At 69.8% G+C, this 26,768-nt stretch carries 24 protein-coding genes; 9 read left to right on the top strand and 15 right to left on the bottom strand.

Annotation, left to right across the window (positions count from 1 at the left end; genetic code table 11):
• Positions 1-231 precede the first annotated feature (231 nt).
• A complete protein-coding gene (gene aat, locus ABZW60_RS10445) occupies positions 232-897 on the top strand; it encodes a leucyl/phenylalanyl-tRNA--protein transferase (RefSeq protein WP_355475472.1) in 666 nt (221 codons plus the stop codon).
• On the opposite strand, the gene ABZW60_RS10440 is transcribed toward aat, so the two are convergent.
• On the bottom strand, positions 890-1,576 hold the full coding sequence (locus ABZW60_RS10440) for a TetR/AcrR family transcriptional regulator (protein WP_355475471.1): 687 nt from the start codon (positions 1,574-1,576) through the stop codon (positions 890-892). The two genes, aat and ABZW60_RS10440, sit on opposite strands and share 8 nt — an antisense overlap.
• Positions 1,577-1,688: 112 nt before the next feature.
• Between ABZW60_RS10440 and ABZW60_RS10435 the strand changes: the two genes are divergently transcribed.
• Entirely contained in the window at positions 1,689-2,156 is a 468-nt protein-coding gene (locus ABZW60_RS10435) for a nitroreductase family deazaflavin-dependent oxidoreductase (protein ID WP_355475470.1), read from the top strand.
• Here the strand turns inward: ABZW60_RS10435 and ABZW60_RS10430 are convergent.
• Positions 2,153-3,940, bottom strand: a complete 1,788-nt coding sequence (locus tag ABZW60_RS10430; RefSeq protein ID WP_355475469.1) for an ABC transporter ATP-binding protein — start codon at positions 3,938-3,940, stop codon at positions 2,153-2,155. The two genes, ABZW60_RS10435 and ABZW60_RS10430, sit on opposite strands and share 4 nt — an antisense overlap.
• Positions 3,927-5,723, bottom strand: a complete 1,797-nt coding sequence (locus ABZW60_RS10425) for an ABC transporter ATP-binding protein (protein ID WP_355475468.1) — start codon at positions 5,721-5,723, stop codon at positions 3,927-3,929. Before ABZW60_RS10425 ends, ABZW60_RS10430 begins: the two co-directional genes overlap by 14 nt.
• A 65-nt stretch (positions 5,724-5,788) precedes the next feature.
• Between ABZW60_RS10425 and ABZW60_RS10420 the strand changes: the two genes are divergently transcribed.
• Positions 5,789-6,847 carry an adenosine deaminase gene (locus ABZW60_RS10420; RefSeq protein ID WP_355475467.1) on the top strand — a complete coding sequence of 353 codons (1,059 nt, stop codon included), beginning with the start codon at positions 5,789-5,791 and terminating at the stop codon, positions 6,845-6,847.
• Here ABZW60_RS10420 and ABZW60_RS10415 read toward each other — a convergent pair.
• From ABZW60_RS10415 to ABZW60_RS10390, 6 genes are all read right to left on the bottom strand, one after another.
• Positions 6,839-7,606: an ABC transporter permease gene (locus ABZW60_RS10415; protein WP_355475466.1), complete on the bottom strand. Its 768-nt coding sequence runs from the start codon at positions 7,604-7,606 to the stop codon at positions 6,839-6,841. The genes ABZW60_RS10420 and ABZW60_RS10415 overlap by 9 nt on opposite strands.
• On the bottom strand, positions 7,603-8,583 hold the full coding sequence (locus ABZW60_RS10410) for an ATP-binding cassette domain-containing protein (protein WP_355475465.1): 981 nt from the start codon (positions 8,581-8,583) through the stop codon (positions 7,603-7,605). Before ABZW60_RS10410 ends, ABZW60_RS10415 begins: the two co-directional genes overlap by 4 nt.
• Positions 8,584-8,728: 145 nt before the next feature.
• Positions 8,729-9,424, bottom strand: coding sequence for a PadR family transcriptional regulator (locus tag ABZW60_RS10405; protein ID WP_355475464.1), 696 nt, complete (start codon positions 9,422-9,424; stop codon positions 8,729-8,731).
• A 58-nt stretch (positions 9,425-9,482) separates the two neighbouring features.
• Positions 9,483-10,553 carry an acyltransferase gene (locus ABZW60_RS10400; RefSeq protein WP_355475463.1) on the bottom strand — a complete coding sequence of 357 codons (1,071 nt, stop codon included), beginning with the start codon at positions 10,551-10,553 and terminating at the stop codon, positions 9,483-9,485.
• A gap of 89 nt (positions 10,554-10,642) precedes the next feature.
• Positions 10,643-11,074 (bottom strand): GNAT family N-acetyltransferase, encoded by a 432-nt coding sequence (locus ABZW60_RS10395; protein WP_355475462.1) that lies wholly within the window; start codon positions 11,072-11,074, stop codon positions 10,643-10,645.
• Positions 11,074-12,027 carry a helix-turn-helix domain-containing protein gene (locus ABZW60_RS10390; RefSeq protein ID WP_355475461.1) on the bottom strand — a complete coding sequence of 318 codons (954 nt, stop codon included), beginning with the start codon at positions 12,025-12,027 and terminating at the stop codon, positions 11,074-11,076. Before ABZW60_RS10390 ends, ABZW60_RS10395 begins: the two co-directional genes overlap by 1 nt.
• Positions 12,028-12,109: 82 nt before the next feature.
• Between ABZW60_RS10390 and ABZW60_RS10385 the strand changes: the two genes are divergently transcribed.
• The gene (locus ABZW60_RS10385) at positions 12,110-12,373 is read left to right on the top strand and encodes a hypothetical protein (RefSeq protein ID WP_355475460.1); all 264 of its coding nucleotides are present in this window, start codon (positions 12,110-12,112) and stop codon (positions 12,371-12,373) included.
• Here ABZW60_RS10385 and ABZW60_RS10380 read toward each other — a convergent pair.
• Both ABZW60_RS10380 and ABZW60_RS10375 read right to left on the bottom strand, forming a co-directional pair.
• On the bottom strand, positions 12,361-13,533 hold the full coding sequence (locus ABZW60_RS10380; protein WP_355475459.1) for a DUF418 domain-containing protein: 1,173 nt from the start codon (positions 13,531-13,533) through the stop codon (positions 12,361-12,363). The genes ABZW60_RS10385 and ABZW60_RS10380 overlap by 13 nt on opposite strands.
• A 136-nt stretch (positions 13,534-13,669) precedes the next feature.
• Positions 13,670-13,810 (bottom strand): hypothetical protein, encoded by a 141-nt coding sequence (locus ABZW60_RS10375; protein WP_355475458.1) that lies wholly within the window; start codon positions 13,808-13,810, stop codon positions 13,670-13,672.
• A 102-nt stretch (positions 13,811-13,912) separates the two neighbouring features.
• Here ABZW60_RS10375 and ABZW60_RS10370 point away from each other — a divergent pair, with 102 nt between their 5' ends.
• Positions 13,913-14,770, top strand: coding sequence for a DNA-formamidopyrimidine glycosylase family protein (locus ABZW60_RS10370; RefSeq protein WP_355475457.1), 858 nt, complete (start codon positions 13,913-13,915; stop codon positions 14,768-14,770).
• 10 nt (positions 14,771-14,780) lie between these two features.
• A complete protein-coding gene (locus tag ABZW60_RS10365) occupies positions 14,781-15,212 on the top strand; it encodes a DUF2871 domain-containing protein (protein WP_355475456.1) in 432 nt (143 codons plus the stop codon).
• Positions 15,213-15,338: 126 nt separating this feature from the next.
• Here ABZW60_RS10365 and ABZW60_RS10360 read toward each other — a convergent pair whose 3' ends face one another.
• On the bottom strand, positions 15,339-16,178 hold the full coding sequence (locus ABZW60_RS10360; protein ID WP_355475455.1) for a hypothetical protein: 840 nt from the start codon (positions 16,176-16,178) through the stop codon (positions 15,339-15,341).
• Positions 16,179-16,304: 126 nt separating this feature from the next.
• Here ABZW60_RS10360 and ABZW60_RS10355 point away from each other — a divergent pair, with 126 nt between their 5' ends.
• The 3 genes from ABZW60_RS10355 (at position 16,305) to ABZW60_RS10345 (ending at position 21,019) form a co-directional block, all read left to right on the top strand.
• Positions 16,305-16,628 (top strand): rhodanese-like domain-containing protein, encoded by a 324-nt coding sequence (locus ABZW60_RS10355; RefSeq protein WP_355475454.1) that lies wholly within the window; start codon positions 16,305-16,307, stop codon positions 16,626-16,628.
• 143 nt (positions 16,629-16,771) lie between these two features.
• Positions 16,772-20,101, top strand: coding sequence for a phosphodiester glycosidase family protein (locus ABZW60_RS10350; protein WP_355475453.1), 3,330 nt, complete (start codon positions 16,772-16,774; stop codon positions 20,099-20,101).
• A gap of 9 nt (positions 20,102-20,110) precedes the next feature.
• The gene (locus tag ABZW60_RS10345; protein ID WP_355475452.1) at positions 20,111-21,019 is read left to right on the top strand and encodes an LD-carboxypeptidase; all 909 of its coding nucleotides are present in this window, start codon (positions 20,111-20,113) and stop codon (positions 21,017-21,019) included.
• Here the strand turns inward: ABZW60_RS10345 and ABZW60_RS10340 are convergent.
• The 3 genes from ABZW60_RS10340 to ABZW60_RS10330 all read right to left on the bottom strand — a co-directional run bounded on the left by ABZW60_RS10340 (position 20,991) and on the right by ABZW60_RS10330 (position 26,728).
• Positions 20,991-22,769 carry a S9 family peptidase gene (locus ABZW60_RS10340; protein ID WP_355475451.1) on the bottom strand — a complete coding sequence of 593 codons (1,779 nt, stop codon included), beginning with the start codon at positions 22,767-22,769 and terminating at the stop codon, positions 20,991-20,993. The genes ABZW60_RS10345 and ABZW60_RS10340 overlap by 29 nt on opposite strands.
• 423 nt (positions 22,770-23,192) lie before the next feature.
• The gene (locus ABZW60_RS10335; RefSeq protein ID WP_355475450.1) at positions 23,193-24,971 is read right to left on the bottom strand and encodes an ABC transporter ATP-binding protein; all 1,779 of its coding nucleotides are present in this window, start codon (positions 24,969-24,971) and stop codon (positions 23,193-23,195) included.
• Positions 24,968-26,728, bottom strand: coding sequence for an ABC transporter ATP-binding protein (locus ABZW60_RS10330; RefSeq protein ID WP_355475449.1), 1,761 nt, complete (start codon positions 26,726-26,728; stop codon positions 24,968-24,970). The genes ABZW60_RS10335 and ABZW60_RS10330 overlap by 4 nt, the downstream gene beginning before the upstream one ends.
• Positions 26,729-26,768: the final 40 nt, after the last annotated feature.

Here is a 26,768-nt window from a genome sequence, read left to right as displayed (position 1 = left end):
TGTACGTGGCTCCCCGTCCCTCGCCACTCGGGACAAACCCTTGGTGTCCCCTAGGGGGTGTCTCCCGGTCCCACGCCTACTGCGCGGCACTCGGCGGGCACCTCGCCGAGCTGGAGCGAAGGGAACGATGAACCACATCGACCCCTCCGCTCCAGCTCGCCGAGGCACTCCGCCGAGCACCTGCTCGCGACGGCGTCGGACCGGGAGACACCCCTAAGCGAGAATGGTCGCGTGCCGATCGAACCTGCGCCTTCGTTGTGGGAGTTTCCGCCGGTCGGGGTGGCCGGGGGGAGTGACGTGGTCGCGGGTGGGGCCGACCTCGCGCCGGGGACCGTGCTCGCGGCGTACCGGCGGGGATTGTTCCCGATGCCGGACCATCGCGGATCGGTGCTGTGGTGGTCGCCGGTCGATCGCGGGGTGATCGAGGTCGGCGGCTACCAGCCGTCGCGGTCGCTGCGGCGGGCGCGCGCCAAGTTCGAGATCCGGGTCGACACCGCGTTCGACCAGGTGATCCGCGCGTGTGCGGATCCGCGCCGGCCAGGCTCGTGGATCGACCGCGACATCATCGCCTCGTACACCGAGCTGCACCGGCTCGGCTGGGTGCACTCGGTCGAGGCCTGGGACGGCGACGAGCTGGCCGGCGGGCTGTACGGCGTCGCGATCGGCGGGCTGTTCGCGGGCGAGTCGATGTTCCACCACAAGACCGACGGCTCGAAGGCGGCCGTCGCGGGCACGATCGAGCTGCTGAACGACGAGTACGCCGCCGAGCGGGTCTTCGACATCCAGTGGGTCACCGACCATCTGGCCACGCTCGGCGCGGTGTCGATCCCGCGCGAGACCTACGTACGCCGGGTCTCGCGGGCGCTCGACGTACCGCTGCCGAAGGCCTTCACCTGAGCCCGACGAAGGCCGCCATCTGCCGCGACGTCGACGCGAAGAACTCGTCCGCCGGGTCCATCGATCCGACGAGCTGGCCGAACAGCTCGAAGCTGATCATGCCGAACAGCTGGGTCCACACGATCACGGTCCGGAGCAGCACCGGCCGCGGGACGTCCGGCGCCAAGTCGGCCAGCACCCCCACCTGATCATCCAGGACTCCGCTGGGATCCGGTGCGTCCGGCGGCGCGACGAGGTGGCCGGACGCGTGCGCGCGCTGCAACAACCCGAGCAACAGCAGCGGGACCCGGCTCGCCGGTTGGACGGTGGTTTGTGGAGCCTGGTACCCGCTGATCGGTGACCCGTAGATCAGGGCGTACTCGTACGGATGCGCCCGCGCCCACTCCCGGACGGCGGTGTAGATCGCGACCCACTCCTCGACCAGGTCGTCCCCGCCGGCCGCCGCCTCGGCCGCCTCGCCGAGCGCGTTGTACGCGTCGATGATCAGCGCGGTCAGCAGCTCGTCGCGGCTCGCGAAGTACCGGTAGAGCGCCGACGACACCATCCCGAGCTCACGTGAGACCGCCCGGAGCGACAGCGCCTCGGCGCCGACGGTCGCCAACTGCTGCCGGGCCGCCGTCTTGATCTCCTCGGTCAGCTCGGCCCGGGCACGTTCACGGGCGGTACGTCCGGCGTTCATGGGGCCAGTGTGCCACAGAATCGAGAGCAGTGCTCTTGACAGTGAGCGGCGATCTGATGTTCACTGATCACAACAGAGAGCACCGCTCTCGCAGACTTCCGAAGGAACCGCCATGACCGAGTACCAGCAGACCTACGACAGCAAGCGCGTGATCACCGCCTCCGAGGGCAGCATGCGGGTCTTCAACCGGATCGTCGGGCGGCTGACGAAGCTCGGTCTCAGCCTGATGGGCAGCCGGGTGCTGTCGGTCCAGGGCCGCAAGTCCGGCGAGTGGCGCAGCACGCCGGTGAACCTGCTGGTGATCGACGGCCAGCGCTACCTGGTCGCCCCGCGCGGCCACACCCAGTGGGTGAAGAACCTGCGCGCCAGCGGCACCGGCCGGCTGCAGCTCGGCCGCAAGGTGGAGACGTTCCATGCCGAGGAGGTCGCGGACGCCGACAAGATCCCGGCCCTGCGGCTGTACCTGAAGAAGTGGGCCTGGGAGGTCGGCATGTTCTTCAGCGGCGACGTCTCGAAGAACTCCCCCGACGAGGTCCTGCGCCACATCGCGCCGGGCGTCCCGGTCTTCAAGATCAACTAGTGGTAGGCGGCCGCCTGGATCCGGTACAAGTCGGCGTACTGACCGTCGAGGGCCATCAGCTCCTCGTGGTCGCCGGTCTCGACCACGTGAGCGCCGTCCAGGACGACGATCAGATCGGCCATCCGCACCGTGGAGAACCGGTGTGAGACCAGGATCGTGATCCGTCCGTCCTGGCCGTCACGCGCCGCCGCGGCGTACCGCTCGAAGAGCGCGTGCTCGGTCTCGGCGTCCAACGCGGCGGTCGGCTCGTCGAGCACGAGCAGCAGCGGACGGTCCCGCATGAACCCGCGGGCGAGCGCCAGCTTCTGCCACTGACCGAAGCTGATCTCCGCGCCGTCCGGCCAGGTCGACCCGAGCTGGGTGTCCAAGCCCGACTCGAGCCGCTCCAGCACGTCCTCCGCGCCGGCCCGGCCGACCGCGGTGGTGACCGCCGGTACGTCGTCCAGCCGCGGCAGGTCTCCGAGGCCGACGCTCTGCACGGCGCGGAACTCGAACCGGAAGAAGTCCTGGAACGCTCCCGCGATCTTCGACCGCCACGCCTCGGCCGGGATCCGGGCCAGCGGCCGGCCGTCCAGCAGCACCTGACCACTACTCGGCTCGTACAGCTTGCAGATCAGCTTCACCAACGTGGACTTGCCGGCGCCGTTCTCGCCGACGACCGCGATCACCTTGCCGGCCGGGAGGTCGAGGTCGACATCTTCGAGCGCGGGACGCGTGGCACCGGCGTACGAGAACGAGACGTGGTCCAGCCGGATGCCGTCGACGAGCCGGTCGGGCGCGGGCTGATCCGCGGTGCTGTCGAACGAGGCGGCGTAGTTCTCCAGCCAGACGAGCCTTCGCGAGCCGTCCAGCCAGATGCCGCGCAGGAAGCCGATCTCGCCGACGGTCGCGCCGACGTACGCCGACAGGCGCGCCCCGGCCGCGAGGATCAGCAACACGTCACCGACCGAGCCCTGCAAACCCGACGCGACGAACAGCACGGCGCCGACGTACGCCGCACCGAAGATCGCCCACGCGATTCCGTGCCAGACGGCGCTGGCCCAGCGTGCGGCGGCCATCGGCGCGTACCACTGCTCCCATTCGCGGCGGCGTCCCGCGACGAGATCGGCGCCGATCCCGGTGACGCGGACCTCCTTGCCCGGGGTGGCCGTGGTCGCGGTCTTGAACAGGTGCTGGGCGAGCCGGTAGTGCGCGGAGTACCGCTCCTCGACCTCGCGCTCGACGCCCGGACGCCAGCTGGAGCTGACAACCGTCGGCAACGCGAACACCAGCAGCAGCGCGAGGGAGGGATGGATCGACATGAGCAGGGCGACCGTCACCCCGAGCCGCAGGATCCAGCCGCAGGTGGAGAACAGCGACATGTACATGTGGTCGAGCACGAAGACCTGCTTGCGCAGCACGGACAGCCGGTCCAGGTAGTCACGCCGCTCGTGGTGCTCGACGGTCGCGACGGACGCCTGCAGCCGGGCGACATGCGCCTCGAGCATGATCGTCACGCGGTCGCGGAACCGGCGCGAGATCCGCGTCGACAACGTCCGCAGGAACCAGGTCGCGGTCACCGACACCGCCAGGCCGGTCGAGGCCAGCAGCGTGGCGCTTCGGTCCCCGTCCAGGACGCCGTCCACGAGGATCTTCAGCCACAAGGCCAGCAAGGCATCGGGTATCGCGGCCAGCAACGTCATCACGAAGGCGGCGACCAGCAGCCACGGCTCGTGCTGGTAGCCCAGCTTGCAGAGCCGCCACATCGCCGGCAGCGCACGAGGGAGATCGTCAGAGCGTGTCATAGCTGAGCCCTTCCTCGTCCACCTCGGCTGTGAAGCGTTGAGCCTGCAGGTCGAACATCGTCCGGTACCGCCCGCCGAGCGCCATCAGCTCGTCGTGACTGCCGAGCTCGACGACGCGGCCGTGCTCCAGGACGCAGATCCGGTCCGCGTGCCGCACCGTCGAGAACCGGTGCGAGATGAGGATCGTGGTGACGTCGCGGGTCGCGGTCAGGATCCGGTCGAAGATCGCCGCCTCGCCGCGAACGTCCAGCTGGGCGGTCGGTTCGTCGAGCAGTACGAGTCCCGCGCCCTGCCGGACCGCGCACAGGGCTCGCGCCAGCGCGACGCGTTGCCACTGCCCGCCGGAGAGGTCGGTGCCGTCGCCGTACCCGGTCGCCAGCCGGGTGTCGAGGTCGGCCAGATCGGCGGCGCCGGCGTCCGCGAGGGCGGCCCGGATGTCGGCTTCGGGCGCTCCGGCGGGTGCGACGTTGTCCCGCAGCGGCAGCTCGAGTCGGAGGAAGTCCTGGAAGACCGCGGCCACCCGCGTCCGCCAGGCGTCGACGTCGAGGTCCCGCAGGTCGGTGCCGTCGATCCGGATCGTCCCGGCATCCGGGTCGTACAGCCGGCACAGCAGCTTCGCGAGCGTCGTCTTGCCGGCGCCGTTCTGACCGACGACGGCGAGCGACGATCCGGGCGGGACGGTCAGGTCGAGCCCGTCGAACACCTGCCGATCGCTCTGTGGATAACCGAATCCGAGGCCGCGCAGCTCGATCCCGACCGCGCCGTGTCCGCTCGTCTTCGTACCAGGCGTCAGTGCTCCGGCCGGTGCCATCGCGGGCTCCAGCCGGTGGACCGCGGCGACCGGCGCGGCCGCACCGTCCAGCGCCCAGTTCAGCCCGCCGAACGCGATCATGCCGACGCCGATCGCGACCTGCGCGTAGACCACCAGCCGGTCGACGGGCAGACTTCCGCCGATCGCCGCCGACCCGAGCGCCCAGAACACCAGACCGTTGGCCACCGCGATGATCAGCAGGCTCCAGATCATCGGGCGCTCCCGCAGGCGCGTCGCGGCGTACTGCAGCTCGAAGAGGCGACGGCGGCGCTCGGTGAAGCGCCGCACCGTCCAGTCGGCCAGGCCGAACAGCCGCAGCTCCTTCGCCGCGTCGGGTTCGACCGCCAACTCGTACGCGTAGTTGGCGTGCCGCTGCGCCGAGCGGACCTCGGCGGTGTTGCGGTCCTTCCAGACGCCGCTCTCCCGGAGCAGCCAATGCGTCGCGGACCAGGCGACGACCAGCACCAGCGGCGCCCACCAACTGAACCCGAACAGCACCACCGCCGACGCGACGCCGCCGACGAGCTCGACCAGGCTGCCCGCGACGAACTCGACGTTCAGGTACATCGGCGGACCGGTCTGGCCGTGGTCGAACTCGCGCGCGACGGTCAGGTCCTCGCTCAGCTCCGGATCCTCGAGATGCCCGATCCCCGGCGGCCCGACACAGGCCTTGGCGAGGACATCGTTCAGGTACGCCGCGACGCGACTGCCGAGATTGGCGCTGACGGCCTGGTGGACCGGCGTCAGCACCTGCATCAGGATGAACGTCGTACCCATCAGCGCCAACGGCCCGCCCAGCGCGGCGCCGTGCTGAACCGCGCCGACCACCTGGCCCATGGCGACCGCGAAGACCGCCGGCAGCGCACCACGGGCGATCAGCAGCACCCACCAGGCCGCGGCCAGGCGTCGATCGGCCCGCGGCAGAACTCCGAAGAACTGCCACTCGGGACGGTTACGCAGTCGGCGGACCATTTCTCCACGATGACACCACCCGCCGACACAAGTCTTGAACGTTTGCCGGGTGGCACTATGGCCGCATGATCACGCCTGAGGAGTTGAACGCTGCGCCGAAGGTCCTGCTGCACGACCATCTGGACGGTGGGCTGCGGCCCGGGACGGTGCTGGAGCTGGCGCGGGAGATCGGGCATCAGCTGCCGCGGACGGACGCGGCGGAGCTCGGCGCGTGGTTCGTGGAGTCGGCGGACTCGGGGTCGCTGGAGCGGTACCTGGAGACGTTCGACCACACGGTCGCGGTGATGCAGACCGCCGAGGCGATCACGCGGGTCGCCAGTGAGTGCGTGCAGGACCTCGCGGCGGACGGAGTCGTGTACGCCGAGGTCCGCTACGCGCCTGAGCAGCACCTGACGCGCGGCCTGACCCTCGAGCAGGTCGTGGACGCGGTCCGCGAAGGTTTCGAGCATGGGATGTCGGTGGCCGAGCGGCCGATCGTCGCGCGGCAACTGCTGACCGCGATGCGGCACAAGGCGCGCTCGCGGGAGATCGCCGAGCTGTCGGTCGCGTACCGCGACGCCGGCGTGGTCGGCTTCGACATCGCCGGCGCCGAGGCGGGCTTCCCGCCCACCCGGCACCTGGACGCGTTCGAGTACCTGCAGCGCGAGAACGCGCACTTCACCATTCACGCCGGCGAGGCGTTCGGCCTGCCGTCGATCTGGCAGGCGATCCAGTGGTGCGGCGCCGACCGGCTCGGGCACGGCGTCCGGATCATCGACGACATCACCCACGACGGCGACAAGGTGGAGCTCGGGCGGCTCGCGGCGTACGTCCGGGACCGGCGGATCCCGCTGGAGATGTGCCCTAGCTCCAACCTGCAGACCGGCGCGGCCGAGTCGATCGCCGACCACCCGATCGGCCTGCTCGCCAAGCTCCGCTTCCGGGTCACGGTCAACACCGACAACCGCTTGATGAGCGGCACGTCGATGAGCCGCGAACTCGCCCTGCTCGCGGAGGCCTTCGGCTACGGCCTGCACGACCTGCGCTGGTTCGCGATCAACGCGATGAAGTCCGCGTTCCTGCCCTTCGACGAACGACTCGCGCTGATCGACGACGTCATCAAGCCCTGGTACGCCTCACACTGACCGCTGGTAGGTGCGGAACGCCCGCGTCGACAGCCAGCCGACGATCAGCGTGAAAGCCAGCAGGTACAGGCTGTGCCGGCCCACCGACGACCAGTCCGGGTCGGCGGCCAGCGACTGGCGAGCGGCGATCGTGGCCCAGTCGACCGGGTTGAAGCGGGCCGCGACATTCACCCAGTGCGGCGCCACCGTCGGGTCGATCATGATCGACGACAGGAACGTCAGCGGCAGCGACACGAACTGGAAGATGCCGATCAGCGCCTCCTGCTGACGGGTGAGCAGCGCGACCGCGTTCGACAGTGATCCGAACGCGAGGCCGACCAGGACCGATGCGACGATCGTGACGAGGTAACCGGCGGGCCCGCCGTCGTACCGGGCGCCCGCGGCGATGCCGATCGCGAACACCAGGATCGTCTGGATGAACGTGGTGGTCGCGTTGCTGAGCAGCTGCCCCGCCATCAGTCCGCCGCGGCTGACCGGTGACGCGAGCAGCCGGTCCATGACGCCGCGCTCCATGTCCTGGATGAACGACGTACCGCTCCAGCCGCTCGTCATCAGCGCCGTCATCATCACGATCCCAGGGGTCAGGAACGCGATGTACGACGAGTCGCTGAAGCCCGGGAGGTCGACGACGCCCTGGAACAACTGCCCGAACAGCAGCAGCCAGATCGCGGGCTGCACCAACGTGAACGCGATCAACGCCGGTTGCCGGTACGACGCCCGCATGAAGCGCCCGAGAACGAGTCCGGTGTGCGTGATCATGCCGCCTCCTCCTCGACCCGGAAGGAGCGACCGGTGAGCTGCAGGTACACGTCGTCGAGCGACGGCCGTGACACCGTGACCGCGACCACCGGAATCGCCTTGTCCTCAAGGGCTCCCAGGACTTCCGGTACGGCGGTCGCGCCGCGATCGACCCGGGCACGCAGAGTGTTGCCCTCGACAAGGACCTCGCCGACGCCGCGCAGCTGTGCGAGCAGCGAACGGACCGTACCGTCGAGGTCCGGATCGACCAGCTCGACCTGCACGGAGTCGCCACGCAGCCCGGCCTTCAGCTCCTCGGGCGTGCCCTCGGCGACGATCCGGCCGTGGTCGACGATCGCCAGCTGGCCCGCCAGCCGGTCAGCTTCCTCCAGGTAGTGCGTGGTCAGCAGCACGGTCAGGCCTTCCTGTCCGGACAGCCGGAGCACCTCGTTCCACAGGTCGGTGCGGGCCTCGGGGTCGAGACCGGTCGTCGGCTCGTCGAGGAACAGCACCTTCGGCCGGTGGACCAGGCCGAGCGCGACGTCCAGCTTGCGCTGCATGCCGCCGGAGTACGTCCGCACCGGGCGGCCGGCGTGGTCGGACAGCCCGAACCGCTCCAGCAGGTCATGGGCGCGCTGCACGGATTCCTGGCGGGACAGGCCGAAGATGCGTCCGCTCAGCACCAGATTCTCGAGGCCGGTCGCCATCGGATCCGAGCTGGGCTTCTGCGGGACGTACCCGATCGCGTGCCGCACCTGGTCCGGCTCGCGGTTCACGTCGTACCCGGCGATCCGGGCGCTGCCGGAGTCCGCCCGGGACAGCGTGGTGAGGATCTTGACGGTGGTGGACTTCCCGGCGCCGTTCGGTCCGAGCAGACCGAGGACGACACCCTCCGGGACGCTGACGGTGAGACCGTCGAGCGCGCGGAGGCGGGGTTTCTTGCGGGCGGCCGGATACGTCTTGACCAGGTCGACCGCTTCGAGGGCATGCGTAGCCATCAGGTGACTCCCTTGTGGATGGGGAGCCGGTCCTGGCTGGCTATCCTGATGGTTGTGGCCTTGGGTGCCAGGTCTTCGGACCGACTCGAGGAACCGCGGCCCTTGACCCTGGTGTTGCCGCACCGTGGGTCGAGGGCCGTCTCACTTATCTTGCGTCCGGCGGCACCGCCTGCATCCAGGCGAAGTCCGATCCGAAGTACTTGACGGGATCCTTCAGTTGCTCGGCCGGGCTGATGCCCTCCTCCAGATAGTGCTTCCACGCCTGGCGCCAGAAGTGCGCACCGCCGAGCTCGTCCGTGCGGATCTCGTCCACGAGCTGGTGGAGGTACGACGACTCCGCCCGCTGCAGCGCCAGCCGGAACTCCGACTCGACCCAGAAGATCCGCGGGAAGTCCATCGAGTCCATGTGCTCGTGGGCCGCGATCGTCTGCTCGATGTCGGTGTCGAGCGCCTTGAGCCGCTGCTCGAGCAGCTCCACGGCGCGGTCGGGCTGCAGACCGGGGAGGTAGGACAGGCCGGCCTCCAGCGGGTGGAACTCCCGCGTCGGCGAACCGAGCAGCTCGGACAGCCAGTCGGTGAACTCGGCCTGGCCGGCGTCGGTGATCTGGTACACGGTTCGCTCCGGCCGGTTGCCTTCGCGGACCGTCTCCCGGGCCTCGATGAAGCCGTGCTTCTCGAGCGCCGCGACCACCGAGTACAGCGAGCCGTAGTTCACCTTTATGCTCTGGTCCTTGCCGCGAGCGCGCAGCATCGTCGAGATCTCGTATGGATGCATGGGTCGCTCGCTGAGGCTGCCGAGCACCGCGAACGCGAGCGGGTTCGCCACCTTGCGTCGCGCCATAGCGGCCTCCTCGATCTCGATTACTCGAAATCGAGTATTAGCTCACGAGTATCCGATGTCAAGTAGTCAGCCAGGCGAACGCGCGCGCTCCCAGGCTGCGGATCCGGAGTGCCGCCAGCGCCCGGTAGGCCGGCTCCTCGACGTACTTCGTCAGCAGCCAGGCGAGCCCGATCACGCCGGTCGCCGCGCCGGCGACCTGCAGCAGCCGGCCCGCGCCGAGCTCCATCAGGCGGTACGCGATCAGGTACCCGACCACCTGATTGAGCAGGTAGAGCCCGAACGAGATCCGGGCCAGGAACTGGATCGGCCGCCGGAGCCGGGCGAACACCGTCCAGTCCGGACCGCGCGCGGCCAGGGCGACCAGCACCAGTAGGACCCCGATGCCGAGTGACGACGGGAGGTCGGCGGTGTGCGCGTGCTGCGCGAAGACGGTCGCCACGAGCAGCGCGGCGAGGTGGACGACGCCGATCCGTCGCTGCGCCCACAGCCAGATCGCGATGCCGATCGCGAACAGTTGCAGGCGGTGCAGGCCGAGCCCGTTCCACGCCTGCTGCACCCAGAGCGGGCTGTGGCCGATGCGGTCGTTCCACTGCAGGACGACCGGCGCGATGATCATGATCCAGAGCAGCGTGCTGATCCGCTGCCCGAGGCCGCGCGGCCAGAGCAGCGCCGCGGCGGCGAACGCCATCAACTGCAGCGGCAGCGTCCAGTACGAGCCGTCGATGAGCTTGACGCCCGGGTCGAACGACGCGGCCAGAGTCAGGTTGCTCCACAGGTCGCGCGGTGTCGGCAGGATCCAGTTCCTAGGCGCGAGCAGCACTACGACCAGATAGGTGAAAACGACGGCGATCAGGTACGGCGGGAGCACGCGGCACGCCCGCCGCCACAGCCACCGGTACGTCGAGCCCTTCCGGATCGTCACGCAGACGAAGTACGCGCTGATCACCAGCAGGATGCTGGCGCCGACCTGGAACGGGTACGGCCCGAGCGGCCGGCCGAGCTCAGGGTGCAGGAACGGACCCATGTACGTCGTGTGGGTGAACATCACCGCCAGCACCGCCAGGACGCGCATCACGTCCCAGCTCAGCCGGCGTGCGGTCCTGCCCGGGGGGCGGTCCGGCGTCGTCACAACCACTCCATCTGTCCATCGCTGTTACCCCCCTGTGACCTTACGCAGAGCAGGGGGTGGCGATGCAAATCCTCCTGGTGATGCCTTCCTCACACCGGGCGGGGTCGGAGCGGCTTGACCCAGCGCGACCATTCCGGCTGCGGTGCGTAGCCGGCGGTCGACCAGACGCGGTGCGCCGGGGCGTTGTCGTCCAGCACCATCGCGTCGGCGCGCGTGCCGCCGTACGACGCGAAGCGGGCCTCGGCGCGAGCGACCAGCTCGCGGCCGATCCCCTGGCGGCGATGGGTCGGCGCGACGGCCAGCCGGTACAGGTGGCAGCGCCAGCCGTCCCAGCCGACGATGACCGAGCCGACCACCGTCTCGGCGTCGGTCGCGAGCATCAACGCCTCCGGGTCGCGCTCGACCAGCCGGCGGACGGCGTCGGCCGAGTCCGGTGGTCGGTGCGCATCCTCGGCGGCGGTCGCCCAGAAGGTCAGGACGCGGTCGATGTCAGCGGCCGTTGCGTTGCGGTAGGCAACCATCAGCCCGCGGTCCGGAAGGTGCGGCGGTAGTCCTGTGGTGGCACGCCCACCACCCTACGGAAGTGGTGCCGCAGCAGGGCGGCCGTTCCGAATCCTGACTCGGCGGCGATCTGCTCGATGCCCATCCGGGTCTGCTCGAGCAGTGTCCGGGCGCGCAGCACGCGCTGGGTGGTGACCCACTTGAGCGGTGTCGTCCCGGTCTCGGCGACGAAGCGGCGCGCGAACGTGCGCTCGGACATCTGCGCCCGGCGCGCCAGTGCGGGCACGGTGTGGTCGACGGTCAGGTTGTCGACCATCCAGTCGAGAACGGGCTGCAGGCTCTCCCCGGACGACTCCGGCACCGGCACGTCGACGTACTGCCGCTGGCCGCCGTCGCGCTGCGGCGGGACCACCATCCGGCGGGCGATCCGGGTCGCGACCGCGCTGCCGAGCTCGCGGCGCACCAGGTGCAGGGCGGCGTCGATCCCGGCCGCGGTGCCGGCGCTGGTGATGATGTTGCCGTCGTCGACGAACAGCACGTCCGGGTCCAGCTTCGCGGACGGGAACTGGTCGTGGAACTTGTCGATGTAGCGCCAGTGTGTCGTGCAGGCCCGGTCCTCGAGCAGGCCGGCGGCGCCGAGCACGAACGCGCCCGAGCACACCGTCAGCAGGATCGCCCCGCGCGCCTCGGCCCGCCGCAGCGCCTCCAGGATCCGCTCGTCGTACGCGTGCCGCCAGGTGGTGGCCGGGATGCCGATCAGGTCGGCGTCCTCGAGCTCCTCCAGTCCGTACGGCGCGACCACCTGCGAGTGGCTGCTGGTCTCCATCGGGACGCCCGGCGTGGTCGAGCACACCTTGAAGTCGAACGGCGGCACTCCGTCGTCGGTGCGGTCGATGCCGAAGACCTCGGCAAGCACCCCGAACTCGAACAGGGCGACGTCCTCCATCAGGACGACAGCGATCTTCTGCAGCATGCAGCCAGTATGGCAGTAATTTGTCGGACTATGTCAATAGTGCCACTGGTGGCAGAATCTGATTGATAGAATCATTACTGCCATGACCGGATACATCGTTCTCGTAGTCCTCGTGCTGGCCGTGATCGCGGCTCTGGAGCTCAGCAACAGGCGCCACTCGACCGGTCCGTCCGCCGGACCGCGGGGCACCTGGGTCGCTGACGACCGTGACCTGGCCCGGACCAAGCTCGACCTGCTCGCCCTCGGCGCAGCGGCCAAGCCCTTCAACCACAAGCCTGCTTCGACCACCGGGACCGTGCACAACATCCGCACTGCCCGCCTGCACCACGGCCGTCACGCGGCCTGAACGCGCCACCTGGGGGCGGTCCCGTTGGTGACCGCCCGCAGTGCCCCTTCGACGGGGCCGTAGCGGAAGCTGCTGAGCCAGACATGGCTCAGCAGCACCTGCAGGACGAAGATGCCGACCGCTAGGCCGACTGTCTCCAGCGGAGACACCTGACCCGCCAGACCGAAGCCGACGCCGGTGAAGATCAGCATGGTGGCCACAGACTGTCCGAGGTAGTTCGACAGGGCCATGCGTCCGGCCGGAGCCAGGAGCTGACGGACGTCGTCCCCGCGGTCCGAGTGCATGAACCGGAGCAGGGTCGCGACGTACGCAGTCGTCAGGAACGGTGCGGTGAGCACGCTGATCAGTACGGCGCCGGTGTCGCCGTTACCGCCGACGGAGGCGTAGTACGCACCGCCGGAGATGCCGACGGTGAAGCCGACCAGTTGCATCAGTCGCAGGACCGCCTCGTTGCCGGAGAGATCCTGGAGCATCCGGTGCCGGCCGACCACCATGCCGATCAAGAACGCAGCCAGTGTGGTCGGGCCTTGGACAGTCAGCAGGGACAAGCCGTACGTCGGTAGGGCACGGACGTGCTCGCCGATGACGTCGCTGAAGGAGCCCGCCAGGCTCGCGGTCGTCTGCTGGGCGGCCGCGACCGCCGTGGTCGGGTCGATGAACTGGGTGCTGTCCACGAAGAGCGCGGCGATCGCCAGGCTGAGGAACAGGTACGCGTAGATGCCGGCCGCGACCAGGAGCGCCGTACGGTCCTTCACCCGGCGCATGCCGAGCAGGACCAGGCCGATGATCGCGTAGACGCTCAGGATGTCGCCGGTGGTCAGGAAGACGCCGTGCAGGACACCCAGCACGAACAGGCCGCCGAGCCGCCGCAGCATCCGCGGTCTGAACGCTGCTCCGGCGCGCTGTGCCGCCTGCATCTGCAGCTGGAAGCTGTAGCCGAACAGGAACGAGAACAGCAGGTAGAACTTCATGTCCACGAACGCCGACGACAGCCAGTGGACCGAGTGGTCGAGCCACGAGTCGTACGCCGGGTCCTTCGCCAGGTGGATCGGGAAACCCGAGGCGGCGAAGGTGATGTTCACGATCACGATGCCCAGAAGGGCGAAACCACGCAGCGCGTCGATGTCCTGGATGCGCGTCCGATCGAGTACCTGGCTCATGCGCTCCAGCACATCAGGGGAAACCCTGGGTGCGCAGTCACGCTGAATCCTCCACGGGGGTGGAGCTAGCTCTACCCCCGTGCCGCCGTGGAACGGCCTCCCCGGCCTGATGACCGAGGACGCCCCACAAGCCTGCTCAGTGCGCCCGGCGCTGCTGGACCTTCTGAACCGCCTGCTTGATCTTCTGCTGGTTCTCCGGCTTGCTCAGCTCCCGCTGGGCAACCTGCATCAGCTTGGCCACCACAGCACCCTTGAGCATTGTCTTCACGAACCCCATCAGGGCCTCCCAACTCGGTTGCCACCGAAACTACCGGCTCCCGCAACCGTCCTCCATGGGTGATTCTCCGGAACTGTCCCTGGCGTCGGGCACACTAGGAGAATGCCAGAGTTGCCGGAGGTCGAGTCGCTGGCCGTGTTCTTGCGGGAGCGGGCGGTCGGCCATGCCTTCGTGCGGGCCGACATCACGGCGATCAGCGCGCTGAAGACCTACGACCCGCCGATCTCGGCGATGGTGGGGCTGCTGATCGACGACGTGCGGCGGCACGGGAAGTTCCTGGACATCTCCGCGCAGGGCGTGCACCTGGTGATCCACCTGGCCCGGGCGGGCTGGCTGCGCTGGAAAGAGGAGCAGAACACCGGCCTCGTCCGGCCGGGGAAGGGCCCGATCGCGCTCCGGACGGTCCTGGACGACGGTTCGGGGTTCGACCTGACCGAGGCCGGCACCCAGAAGAAGCTCGCGGTGTACGTCGTCCGCGACGTCGACGACGTGCCCGGCATCGCCCGCCTCGGGCCGGACCCGTTCACGCTCTCGCTCGACGATTTCGGCGGCATCCTGAAGAAGGCCGGCCGGGTCCAGCTCAAGGGCGTCCTGCGGAACCAGTCGGTGATCGCCGGGATCGGCAACGCCTACTCCGACGAGATCCTGCACGTCGCCAAGATGTCCCCCTTCAAACCGGCGTCGAACCTGTCCGACGACGAGCTGAAGACGCTGTACGACGCGATGCGCGAAACGCTCCAGGACGCCGTCGACCGGTCCGCCGGCCTCGCCGTGCAGGACCTGAAGGGCGAGAAGAAGTCCGGCCTGCGGGTGCACGGCCGCAAGGGCCAGAAGTGCCCGGTCTGCGGCGACATCGTCCGCGAGGTGAGCTTCGCCGACTCCTCCCTGCAGTACTGCGCGACCTGCCAGACCGGCGGCAAACCGCTGGCCGACCGAAGGCTGTCGAAGCTGCTCAAATAGGTTCCCGGCCATGCGGAAGATCTACGTGGCAGCGCACGTCTACATGATTCTGGGGCTGATCAGCGGGCTGTACTACCGCGAGCTCACCAAGCTGAACGACTTCACCGGCGACACCCAGCTCAGCGTCGTCCACACCCACATCCTGGCGTTGGGCATGCTGTTCTTCCTGGTCGTGCTGGCGCTGGAGAAGCTGTTCACGCTGACCGCGGGCAAGCTCTTCACCGCGTTCTTCTGGGTCTACAACGCGGGCCTCGCGCTCACCATCGGGCTGATGCTCGTCCGCGGCACGATGACCGTGCTCGGGCACCAGGCCGGCGCCGCCCTCGACGGCATCTCCGGCCTCGGCCACATCACCATCACCCTCGGCCTGATCTTCTTCTTCGTGAACCTCGGCAAGTGCCTGCCCGCCAAGCAGCAGGCGGAAGAGGTCGAGGTCAGCTAGCACCGCCCGCCCGGCGTACTCGGATGGGCTGAGACAGGAAACGGTAGGCGGGGACAGGGTATTACTTGTCTCAGGACGCCGTTTCTTGTCTCAGGTCCAGCATCCGAGGATCGGGCGCGGCGCGGGTCAACCCAGGGCGACGAGGTACGGCGACGACGCCGAGCGGCGGCCCGCGTCCAGGCGAACCAGGAGTTCGTGTGCACCCGCGGGACCCGCGACCCGCGTCATCCAGCCGACCGACCGGCCCGGATCGAGTCCGTCGAACGTCCAGGCCTGCTCGGTCGCCGACCAGCCCGCCGGCAGCGGGAGTTCGACCTCGCCGCGCGCCGGCGTCCGGCCGAAGTTCGTCACCACGACGGTGAGCTCGTCGCGGCCGGGGTGGATCGAGGCCAGCACCGTTCCGACCGGCGCCACGAGCACCCGCCGTACGCCGGCCGGCACCGTCAGCGCGACGACGCGGCGCTCGGGCATCGGGAACGGGCCGATCGTGGTCCGGGTCAGCTGGTGCCCGGTCACGCCGTACCGCCGGCCGGCGAGCCGGATCTGGTGCCGGCTGTCCGGTTCGGCCAGGCCGAGGAACCGGACGGCGACATCGGTGGCGCGGCGGGCGACGAGGTGCGCCGGCGTACCGGTCGGGGTCAGGTCCCAGACGCCGTCCGCGTTCGCGGTGACGGTGTCCGGCGGGACGATCCGCAGCTTGCCCTGCAGTGCGACGCGGACGACCGGCGGCTCACCGGCCTCCGGCAGGCGGACGACCAGGTCGTCGCCGTCGCGCCGCCAGGTCAGCGCCTTGCCGCTGTGGTCCTCGACGACGTGCCGCGGGGTGGTGGCCAGGCCCGGGAGGCGCACCTCGTGGTCGGGTGGACGGCAGGCGATCCGGAGCAGCAGAAGCTCACGACTCCGCAGGATCGCCTCTCCCCAGGGTTGCGGCTCGAACTCCCCCGGGATGCCCTGAATCAGTGCCACCGCAGCCTCCCTCGAGCCACGGTCCGAAATCCGGTGCCCGGTGTCAACGTTTTATCCGGACTGCGGGCAACCGCCTTCCGGATCCGGCCACCGGATGGGCCCCGCGGGTCTGACATGCTGGGGCGCATGTTCCGGAACCAGGAGATTCCTTCCGTCGTGGTGGCCGAGCTCGACGACGACCTGCTCGCGGAGGCGTTCGTCCTCGACGTCCGGGAGCCGGACGAGTGGGACCGCGGCCACATCGAGGGCGCCACGCACATCCCGCTCGGCGAGCTGCAGGAGCGCGTCGGCGAGGTGCCGCTGGACCAGAAGGTGCTCTGCGTGTGCGCGGTCGGCGGCCGCTCCGGCATGGCCACCCAGTTCCTGAACCAGCTCGGCCGCGAGGCGATCAACCTCGACGGCGGCATGCACGCCTGGCAGATCTCGGGCCGCCCGGTGGCCACCAGCTGACACTTTGAGAAGAAAACCTTCCACACGGTGACCGTAGGCGTTACTTTGTCACCGGTCGGTTGACCGGCGTACACCTGCGGCTTACGAGGCGGTCGGGTGCGCGGCGTCGGATGACCGCGTCCGTCCACCGTGGGGAGGCTCCTGTGTCGCTCATCCGTCCCTTGACCACAGCGATCGGCGTGGGAGGCCTGCTCGCCGGGGTGCTCGTCAGCCCGGCGCTCGGCAAGACCACGGCCGCGGGGATCCCGGACGCCGCGATCGCCGAGAACGGCGTTCTCACGTCGCGCGTCGACGGTCCGGTCGCGCCCGGCGTGAACTACACGTCGTTCGAGCGGCTCGACCCGAAGGGCTGGCAGCGCGGGGACATCCTCGACACCGACCTGGACCAGCACGGCGTCACCGTCGACCTGGTCAACACCGGCAAGGTCTCCGGCGGGCAGCCGCTCAGCCGGCAGCTGGCGAGCAAGGGCGCGATCGCGGGTGTCAACGGCGACTTCTTCGACATCAACGACACGACCGCGCCGCTGGGGGTCGGGGTCGAGTCCGGCAAGCTGCTGAACGCGCCCGCCGCGGGCCACAACGACACCGCGGTGATCGGCAAGGACGGTCTCGGCAAGATCGCCCAGCTGTTCCTGCAGGGAACGGCGACCGACGGCGCCACCACGCTCGAGCTGACCAACCTCAATTCGCCGACCGTCAACACCGGCGGGATCGGCCTCTACACCCCGGAGTGGGGCGATGCGGCCCGGACCAGGACCGTGGACGGCCTGCCTACCGTGCGCGAGGTGATCCTTCGCGACGGTGTGGTCGTCTCCACCGCCACCACTCCGGCCACCACCCCGCTGGCCGCCGGCGAGCAGGCGCTGATCGGCCGCGAGGCCGGCGCCGAGTCCCTGACCGCGTTCGCGGTCGGCGACAAGGTCGACGTCACGTACGGCCTGCGCCCGGACGCCGGTCAGGTCGCGGCCGCCGTCAGCGGCAACTACCAGCTCGCGAAGGACGGCCAGGTCCCGGACACGGTGCCGGACGCCGACCTCGCGCCGCGGACCGCGATCGGGTTCGACGCCGACGGCAGCCGGATGATCCTGCTCACCGTCGACGGCCGGGCCACCGGATCGCGTGGCCTGTCGCTGAAGGAAATGGGTCAGCTGATGGTCAGCCTGGGTGCCGACGACGCGCTCAACCTGGACGGCGGCGGCTCGTCGACGATGCTGGCCCGCACCCCGGGCGAGGCCGCGCCAGAGGTCGTCAACGACCCGTCCGACGGCGGCGAGCGGCTCGTCCCGAACGGACTCGGCCTGGTCCCGGTCAAGGGCTCCGGCCGGCTCAAGGGCTTCCGCGTCGAGGCTGTCGGCACGTCCGAGGCGAGTCCCGACACCGACATCTCCCGCAGCTCCCGTGTGCTCGCCGGGCTCAGCCGCGTCCTGAGCGCGACCGGCCACGACGAGACCTACGCGCCCGCGGCCGGGACGCCGTTCTGGTACGCCGGCAGCAACGTCCGCGTCGACCAGCACGGCGTGGTCACCGGCCGCCGCGCCGGCGACGCGATCGTCACCGCCACCCGCGGCGCGGCCAACGGAAGGTTCCCGATGACAGTGCTCGGTACGCCGACCCGCCTGGCGCCCTCGACCCGGCAGGTCTCGCTCGCCGACTCCGCCGCCAAGGGATTCTTCGAGGTCGACGGGTACGACGCCGACGGGTTCTCCACCTGGATCGAGCCGCGCGACGTCAAGCTCAGCTACGACCCGGCGCTCGTGAAGATCGTTGCGAAGGGCAATGGCTTCGAGGTCGACGCGCTGGGCGACCAGGCGGTCTCGGCCGTGGTCACTGCGACCGTCGGCACGCTCAGCACCCAGCTCAGCATCACGGCCGGTCTGGCCGCCACGGTGGTCGACGAGCTCGACGACGTGACCAAGTGGGCGGCCAACGCCGTACCGGCCGGCAAGGCGACGGCAACGCTGTCCGCCGCGGAAGGGCACGACGGCGGGCAGGCGATCGCGCTCGACTACTCACTGACGGGCAGCACGGCGACGCGTGCGGCGTACCTCTCGCAGAACCCGCAGCAGACCCTGCCGGGCCAGCCGCAGAAGCTGGGAGCCTGGGTGTACGGCGACGGCAAGGGCGCGTGGCTGCGGGCCAACGCGTACGACGCGGCCGGCGGTACGGCGCAGACGCTCAACCTGGCCGCTACGGTCGACTGGACCGGCTGGAAATACGTCGAGGCGGACATCCCGCCCGGGCTGACGATGCCGCTGCGCTTCTGGCGGATCTACGTCGTCGAGACCTCGCCGACCCGGCAGTACTCGGGCCGGATCGTCGTCGACGACCTGACCGTCCGCAGCGCGCCGCCGGTCACGATGGACCCGCCGGCGAAGGTGATCGACCCGATGGTCGTCACCGACGGGACCGTGACGACGGCCGGACGCTGGCGGTTCGCGGTGATGTCGGACGCGCAGTTCACCTCCGACGACCCGAACTCGGACTACGTGAAGCAGGCCCGCCGGACGATCCGCGAGGTGCTCGCGCAGAAGCCGGACTTCCTGGTGATCAACGGCGACTTCGTCGATCGTGCGTTCGGCCCGGACATCGCGCTGGCCAAGCAGATCATCGACGAGGAAGTGGCCGGCAAGGTGCCGCTGCACTACGTGCCCGGCAACCACGAGACGTACGGGCCGGGCGACCTGTCCGAATGGAAGAAGGTCTTCGGGGACGCGACCAGCACGTTCGACCACAAGGGCACCCGGTTCGTCCTGCGGGACTCGTCGCTCGGATCGCTGCGGGCGGGCGGGTTCGACCAGATCCTCGACCTGCGCAAGCAGCTCGACTCCGCCGCCTCGGACCGGTCGATCAAGAACGTGGTGGTGATGGCGCACCACCCGATCGACGACCCGTCGCCGACGCAGAACTCACAGCTCGGCGACCGCAAGGAAGCTGCGATGATCGTGAAGTGGCTGGCCGACTTCCGGGCCTCGACCGGGAAGGGCGCGGCCTACATGGCGGCGCACGCGGGCACGTTCGCCGCGACCCGGACGGACGGCGTCCTGCTCCCGCTGACCGGCAACTCCGGCAAGAGCCCGGCCGCGGCGCCGGACGCCGGTGGCTTCACCGGCTGGGCGCTGGTCGGCATCGCGGCCAACCCGTCGGCCCAGCCGTGGTTCCAGGTCGAGCTGCGACCGCATGTCGACGCGCTCGAGCTGACTGCTCCTGAGAGCCTCCGCCGCGGTCAGTCGGCGCCTGCGTCTGCCACGGTCGTCCAGGACAGCCGCCGGGTGCCGGTGTCCTTCCCTGTGTCGGCAGATTGGTGGGGGTCGTCCACACTGCACGTCGGCCCCGCGAAGACCGCTCCGTTCTGGGCAGTCGCTTCCTACGACCCGTCTACCGGTCAACTGACTGCGCTGCGCCCCGGCACGGCCCAGCTGGGTGTCACGGTGAACGGGGTCTCCAAGAGCACGACGCTGCAGGTCGGTTGGTAGCGTCGCGGCGTGACTGACGTGGTGGTGCCGCAGCGACTGCGGAGCGGGGACCGGGTTGCTGTGGTGGCGCCGTCGGGACGGGTGGACGCGGCGCGGCTCGACGCCGGCGTGGTCCACCTCAGGTCGTGGGGCCTCGAGGTGGACGTGATGCCGTCGGTGCTGGCCGGGCACGGGCAGTTCGCGTACCTGGCTGCGGACGACAAGGCCCGGGCGCTCGACCTGCGCAACGCCTGGCTGGACCCGCAGTACGCCGCGGTGTTCTGCGCCCGTGGTGGGTACGGCGTGCAGCGCATGGTCGAGTACGTCGACCTCGACGAGCTGGTCGCCCTACCGAAGTGGTTCGTCGGGTTCAGCGACATCACCGCGCTGCACGAGCCGCTGAACGCCCGCGGTCTCGTGACGATCCACGGGCCGATGGCTGCTGCTGTGGAGCAGCTGAACGATGCTGTGGGACGTGAGCGGCTGCGGGCGTTGCTGTTCGAACCATCCACAGTGACTGACCTGCTTGCGCCGATCGGAGCGCGCACTGTGGTGGGTGGTGTCGCTGAGGGTGTGCTGCGCGGTGGCAACCTGGCCATGCTGGCTGCCAGCGTCGGCACACCGACGTACGCGCCGCCGGCGGGTGTCGTCGTACTGGAGGACGTCGACGAAGCCGGCTACCGCGTCGACCGGCTGCTCACGCAGCTGCTGCGGGCCGGATGGTTCGACCAGGTCACCGGCCTGGTCGTCGGCGACTTCAGCGGCACCCAGGACCCCGTCGAGGTGATCGCCGAGCGACTCGAGCCGCTCGGCGTACCGACGGTGGCGGGTGCGGCGATCGGGCACGAGGCGCTCAACCTCGCCGTACCGCTGGGGCTTCCGGTGCGGCTGGACGCGACCGCCGGCGTTCTCACCCCAGATGGTCCCGCAGGAAGCTGAAGGCCTGCGGGTACGCGTCCAGGCGGTTCGTGAGCTTGGCCAGGCCGTGCCCCTCGTCCGGGTAGACCAGCAGCCGGCACGGCACGCCCCGCTTCGTCAGGGCGTCGGTGATCTGCTCCGCCTCCGACAACGGGACGCGGGGGTCGTTGGCGCCGTGGATCACGAACAGCGGCGCCCGGATGTCGTCGACACGGCTGAGCGGACTCGCCTCCTGGAGGAACTCGCGGTCCGTCGCCAGATAGCCGTACTCGCGCTCCCGCATCGACCGCCGGTAGTCCGACGTGTTCTCCAGGAACGTGACGAGCGAAGCGATTCCGACGATGTCCACGCCGGCCGCCCACAGGTCCGGCTGGAACGCGACACCGGCCAGCACCATGTAGCCGCCGTACGAACCACCCCAGAGCGCCGCGCGCTGCGGGTCGGCGTCGATCGTCGGCAGCCAGGCGTTGATCGCGGCCAGGTCCTTCACCGAGTCCAGCCGCAGCTGGCGGTCGTCCAGCGAGTACCAGCGCTTGCCGTAGCCGGCCGAGCCGCGCACGTTCGGGACGACGACCGTGTGGCCTTCGCCGGCCAGCGCCGAGATGATCGGGCTCCAGATCCGCATCGCGGCACCTTCCGGGCCGCCGTGCACATGGACCACCGTGGAGCCCAGGTTCTCGCCGGTCGGGCGGAACACGAACACCGGCACCTGTTCGCCGTCGAACGACGGAACGCGCAGGCTCTCCGGGTGCTGCAGTTCGACCGGAACCTCCACCGGACGGATCGCGGTCAGCTCACCGCCGGGCACGAATCTGAACACGGTCGGCGGCGTCACCGGGGAGTTGTAGGTGATGGCGGCGAACGAGCCGTCCGGCGACCAGATCGGGTCCGGCGTGGCCATCGTCAAAGCCGCGCAGCCACCCGCGGGCAGGTCGAGCGACGCGACCGCCGCCCCGTCCTCCAGCCGGTGCAGAGCGAGAGCGACCTCGCCGTCTTCCAGTACGCCGACCAGCAGGTGCTCGCCGTCCGGTGACGGCCACCCGGCGAGGTCACGGGCCTCGTCGACCAGCAGGTCGCTCCACGCCGCATCGCTCACGTCGTACCGGCGGATCGCCATCCGGTCGCGGTCGGCGTTGCTCGACACCAGGAACGCGGACGAGTCGGGCAGCCACGCGACCGGGCCCTGGTCGTTGTGCGCGTCTTCCGCGGTGAGCTCGACGACGGTTCGGCTGGAGGTGTCGACGAGGAGCAGTTGCATCGAATTCGCGGGGCTGCTCGCCTTCGAGAGCACGACCCACTTGTCGTCCGGCGACGGGTCGACGGCCATCACCCAGCCGCCGCCGTCGTACAGGACGGTGTCGCGGCCGGTGAGCAGGTCGCGGGTGACCAGGTCGAAGTCCACGCCGTTGCGACGGTTCGTGGTGTAGAGCACGCGGTCCGGCCGGGCTGCGACCAGGTGATGGATGTACTCGCTGTCGTGCACCAGCGGGGTCAGTGCGGGCAGGCCGGGCTCGTCGAGGTCGAGCAGGGAGAGCTGACCGCGCTCGTCGCCGCCCGTGTCGTGCTCGACGACGACACGACTGCTGCCGGGCACGAACCGGGCGCCGCGGCAGGTGTCGTCGAGATCGGTCAGCGCACGCCAGGTCCCGTCCGGGGCGACCTCGTTGACCTGGCGGGTGCCGGTGCCGTCGTACAGCACCAGCATCCGGCCCTCGTCGTCGATGTCGAGAGCCATGGACGTGGGCAGAGAGAAGAGCGTCGTCAGCAGCACGCCTTCATCCTCACACGGCTGGGGTGTCCGACAGGGTTAGAGAGGCAAAGGAACTAATCAGAAAGTCTTCAAGAGAAAGAAGAACACAAAAGGCATAGAAAGACGGGAGATATAGTCGCAGTAGGGGTGCCTGGCTGGGTTCGTAGGTCCGCTGACAGTCGGTACGACAGGTGCCTCGACCCATGAGCATCGCCAGCCGAGTGCCCTGAGTTCGAGCCGGCAGCTGACCTGGATGTCTGCTGGGTTCGTGGGTGAGGGTCGGCTCTTGGCATGCCGACTGTCACCGGACCGCCGAGGCCAGCCAGGAACCCAACTCCCGCTCTATCTCTTTTTTCTTGCTCTTTCCTTTGAGGGGCTTCCGAATAGCCCTCTCTCAACGCGGGCGAGGGTGTCCGACGGGTCTTCCGTCGGACACCCCACTCGTCAGCGGTCGCCGTGCCAGGAGTGCCAGAGTGCGGCGTACGCTCCCTGGGCGTCGACCAGCTCGTCGTGGCCGCCGAGCTCGACGATCCTGCCGTCCTCGACGACCGCGATCACGTCCGCATCGTGCGCGGTGTGCAGCCGGTGGGCGATCGCCACCACCGTCCGGCCCTCCAGCACGGTCGCCAGCGACCGCTCCAGGTGCCGGGCCGCCCGCGGATCCATCAGCGAGGTCGCCTCGTCGAGGACCAGCGTGTGCGGGTCGGCGAGCACCAGCCGGGCCAGTGCGACCTGCTGCGCCTGGGCCGGCGTCAGCGAGACCCCACCGGAGCCCACCTCGGTGTCCAGCCCGTCGTCGAACCCTGCGACCCAGCCGTCGGCGTCCACCGACCGCAGCGCCGCCCAGAGGTCCGCGTCGGACGCATCCTGCCGGGCGAGGCGCAGGTTGTCGCGCACACTGCCCACGAACACGTGGTGCTCCTGGTTGACCAGGGCAACATGACTACGCACCTGCTCCGCAGACATCCGGCCAAGCGCTGCACCGCCCAAGGTGATGTCACCGACGCGCGGCGAGTAGATGCCGGCCAGCAACCGGCCCAGCGTCGACTTGCCCGCACCGGACGGCCCGACGAGCGCCACCCGGGCGCCCGGCTCGACCGTCAGCGTGACACCGTGCAGAACGTCGCGACCCTCCAGGTACCCGAACCGGACGTCGTCGGCCAGCACGGTCCGCCCGTCCGGCTCGGCCTCGCTCGCCGCCGCGGCGGTCTCGACCTCACGGACGCCGACCAGCCGCGCCAGCGAGACCTGCGCCACCTGGAGCTCGTCGTACCAGCGGATCATCATGTTGACCGGCTCGACGAGCATCTGGATGTACAGCGCACCTGTGGTCAGTGCGCCGACCGTCAGCCAGCCCTGGATCGCGAAGCCGCCGCCGATGACCAGCACGGCAGCCAGCGCGACTGTGTGGGTCATGTTGATCACCGGGAACAGGATCATCCGCAGGAACAGCGTGTACCGCTCCCAGGCGACCCATTGCCCGATCCGGGTGTCACCCAGGTCGATCCGGCGGGCGCCGAGCCGGTGCGACTCGACGGTGCGGCCGGCGTCGACCGTCTCGGCCAGCGCCGAGGCGACCGCGGCGTACCCGGCTGCCTCCGACCGGTACGCCTTCGGGGCCCGCTTGAAGTACCAGCGGCCGCCGACGATCAGGATCGGCGCCGCGATCACCACCGCGACGGCCAGCGCCGGCGCGGTCACGATCAGCGCCCCGATCAGCAGGGACGCCCAGATGATCGCGATCGTCAGCTGCGGTACGGCGTCCCGCATCGCGTGCGACAGCCGGTCGATGTCGGTGGTGATCCGGGACAGCAGGTCACCGGTGCCGGCGCGCTCGAGCACGCCGGGCGGCAGCCCGACCGAACGGACCAGGAAGTCCTCGCGCAGGTCCGCGAGCATCTCCTCGCCGAGCACCGCACCGCGCAGCCGGGTCAGCCGCACGAACACGGTCTGCACCGCCAGGGCGATGACGAAGCCGATCACGACAGACGGCAGGTTGACGTCGGTGTGGCCCTCGGACAGCTTCTGCACGACGTTGCCGAGCAGCCACGGACCGACCATGCCGCTCAGCGCGGCCACCGCGTTCACCAGCGTCAGCCAGAGGAACTGACGCCGGTGCCGTCGGAACAGCGTCTTGATGTAGGCACGGACGGTCGCGCCACTCGCTACCGGCAGCCGCACCATCTCCTGCGGGGCTGCCGGGTCGTACTCCGGGCGCTTCACGCTGACTCCTCGAACGTTGGCTCTTCTTCACGGGTCACAACGGCCCTGTACCGCGCGTTGGTGTGCAGCAGCTCGTGGTGCGTGCCGACCGCGTCGACACGGCCTTCCGGCACGAACACGACCCGCTCCGCACGGTCCAGCATCAACGGACTGGACGTGAACACCACGGTGGTCCGGCCGGCCCGCAGCAGCTGCAGACCGTCCGCGATCCGCGCCTCGGTGTGCGCGTCGACCGCACTGGTCGGCTCGTCGAGCACCAGCACCTGCGGGTCGACGTACAGCGAACGCGCCAGCGCCACCCGCTGCCGCTGACCACCGGACAGGGACCTGCCGCGCTCGGTCAGCACCGCCTTCATGGCGTCGGACTCACCGGAGGGCAGCGTCTGCCGCAGCACGTCGAGGATGTCCTGGCACTGTGCTGCGTCCAGCGCGGTCTCGGGTGAGACCGCACCACTCGCCGGCACGTCGAACAGGTCGCGCACCGTCCCCGACAGCAGCACCGGGTCCTTGTCCTGCACCAGGGCGACGGTGCGCGCGGACTCCAGCGGGATGTCGTCCAGTGCGACACCGTCGAGCAGCACTGAGGCCTCGTCGGTAGCTGACGGGCTGTGGCCACCCAGCCGGTCGGCCAGTAAGCCGCCGGCGTCCGGGTTGCCACAGACCACCGCGGTGAAGCTGCCGGCCGGGACGTGCAGCCCGGTGACCGGGTCGAGCAGGTCACCCTCCGGCAGCTGGGCCGCGGCGGTCCCCTTGGTCTCGTCGGTCCGCTGCAGCGCCAGCACGCGAGCAGCCCGGCGCGCCGACACCTTCGAGAAGATGAACGCGCTCGCCGTCTCCTCGAACGTGTGCAGCGGAACCAGCATGAACGTGATGAACCCGTACGTCGTGACCAGCTCGCCGACCGAGATCCGGCCCTGGGTCACCAGCCGCACACCCATCCAGACGATGAGCACCAGGAACAGACCGAACAGCAGCACCTGCAGCGCCGCGATCAGCGACCACATCCGGGCACTGCGCACCGCACTGCTCCGGTACTGCTGGGAGGCCTCGCGGTAGCGCTCCAGGAACAGCTGCTCACCGCCGATGCCGCGCAGCACGCGCAGACCGGCGACGGTGTCGGCGGCCAGCTCGGTCGCCCGGCCGCCCTTGGCCCGCTGCTCGTCCGCGCGGCGCTCCGCGGGACCCATCAGCGGCACGATCGAGAACGCGAGCACCGGGACGGCGATCGCGACCACCAGGCCGAGCTGCGGTTCGTACAGCAGCAGACCGACCACGACCGCGAAGCAGGTCAGCAGCGCGGCCACGAAGCGGCCGAGGACCTCGACGAACCAGCCGATCTTCTCGACGTCGCCGCTGCTCACGGCGACCACCTCGCCGGCAGCGATCCGGCGGGTCAGCAGCGAGCCCAGCTCCGCGGCCTTGCGGAACAGCAGCTGCTGCAGGCGTGAGGCGGTGCTGATCCAGTTCGTCACCACGGCCTTGTGGAAGAACGAGTCGGCGCCGGCCTTGGCCGCGCCGAAGGCCAGCAGCAGCGCGCCGGCCAGGATCAGCTTGGACCAGGACAGGTCGATCGCCGCCTGGACGGCGAGACCGACGGCGACCGGAGCGGCGGCGATACCGCCGAAATAGACCAGACCCCAGAAGACTGCGGGGGCCTGCCCGCGCAGCTGCTGGTGCTCCAGCCAGAGAATGAGTCGGAGGCCGGAACGGGTGTCCGGCACACCCGGATCGGCGAACGGAATGAGGCGCAGGGACATGACGTCTCACAAAGAGGCATAGAAGGGGTTGAAAGAAGGC

This window comes from Kribbella sp. NPDC003557 (genome assembly GCF_040610805.1).
GTDB lineage: Bacteria > Actinomycetota > Actinomycetes > Propionibacteriales > Kribbellaceae > Kribbella.
The sequence above is the reverse complement of the archived record's forward strand: the minus strand, read 5'-3'. Positions and strand labels throughout refer to the sequence as shown.